This window comes from Spirosoma horti (genome assembly GCF_054776595.1).
The window spans coordinates 1-1,530 of the sequence record NZ_BAAHBQ010000026.1 but is presented as its reverse complement, the minus strand read 5'-3'; the positions used below and the strand labels follow the sequence as shown (position 1 = coordinate 1,530).

General features: G+C 46.7%; 1 protein-coding gene. It reads right to left on the bottom strand.

Annotated features, from left to right (window positions below):
- Positions 1 to 54: 54 nt before the first annotated feature.
- A protein-coding gene (locus tag ACYVAM_RS31760; protein ID WP_461074183.1) for an IS3 family transposase occupies positions 55 to 1,444 on the bottom strand; the annotation gives its coding sequence in 2 pieces (ribosomal slippage) (positions 55 to 1,060 and positions 1,059 to 1,444; 1,392 coding nt in all).
- Positions 1,445 to 1,530 lie beyond the last annotated feature (86 nt).

Genomic DNA, 1,530 nt, shown 5'->3' with positions numbered 1-1,530 from the left:
TGTACGTCGTCAACCGAAAGTGGACAGATGCGGGTGAAAAGAGATGAGACGGTTTTAACCGCTTTGTACTCGCTGAAAAATATGACTTTTCCGTCGTTTGAGCATCGATAACTGCTTAGTTTTTTGCCGCTCAACTAAGATTTGCTCCTGACGACCCCAATACGCATCGGCGGGACGTACGTTATCCAGCGATTCATGATAGCGCTTGTGATTATAGTAAGCTACCCACTCCGTTAAGCGCACTCGCAACTCATCCGGACTATAGTAGTGCTCCAGTAGCAACACGTTTTTCATCGACCGGTGATACCGCTCGATTTTGCCTTGCGTCATGGGATGAAACGGCGCACTGCGAATATGTTCAATGCTCTCCCCTTTCAAATACTCTTTTAAATACCGAGACACGTAAGCCGAACCGTTATCTGATAGCATGCGAGGTCGCTGATCAGCAGTCAGACTACTAGATTTCAGAGCCGCTTGGACAGTGCGCTCTACGTCGGTGGCCTGCATACCGGGGCACAGTTCCCAAGCTAAAATATAGCGCGAATAGTCATCTAACACTGTCGAGAGATAATACCAGCCCCAGTTCTTGATCTTAAAATACGTGAAGTCAGTTTGCCAAAGCTGATTGGGAGCCGTAGTTGGGTTATAGAACTGATCGGCTGCTTCCACGAGTCGATAAGCAGGCGTAGTAATTAAGCCCCGACTTTTTAGAATACGGTAAACCGTTGATTCCGAGACAAACCAGCCCTCATTGTCAACAATATGACAAGCTAATTCGCGGCAAGACAGATCGGGCCGTTCTAGAGCTAAATCGATCACGCGCCCCTTTTCAGCCGGTGGCAGTTGGTTCCAGGCACTAGTACGACGATAAGCTGGATCGGCCAAGCCATCAAAGCCATCCGTTAAATACCGTTTGTACCATTGATAAAACGTCGACCGATTAACACCTAACTCCCGCAAGGTTGTCTTTACACTTAAGGGGGACTGCTCTACCAACGTAATGATTTCCATTTTCTCGGACTGAGTCATATGATGGTATCGATTAGTCGTCGGCTTTGAGGCTTTTTTTTAATACCCTATTTTCCAGACTCAGTTCGGCCACCAGTTGTTTGAGGGCCTCATTTTCGGACTTGATCGATTGCACTTCAGGTGCAGTAGCTTCGCGAGTGGTATCCCCGGCTAATCGCTTTTTACCCGCTTCCAAAAACTCTTTGCTCCAGCGATAATATATGTTGGTGTTGAGTCCTTCTCGTCGACAAATCTCGGCTACTGACTGTTCACCTTGCAAACCTTCAAGGACGATACGTATTTTTTCTTCAGCGGTGTATTGACGTCGGGTTTGTCGCTGAATGTCTTTGATTATGGATAGCGCTGGTTTGCGCTCGGAGGTAGATTGAGCCGTTTTGGAACGACTAGAAGGGGATTTTTTGGCTGAATTGGACATAACCAAGGTGATTTGAGTGAAACAATTTAGGAAATTGTCTCTTCTCATTTTCACCCCTTTTGTCCACTTTCATTTGACGACGTACA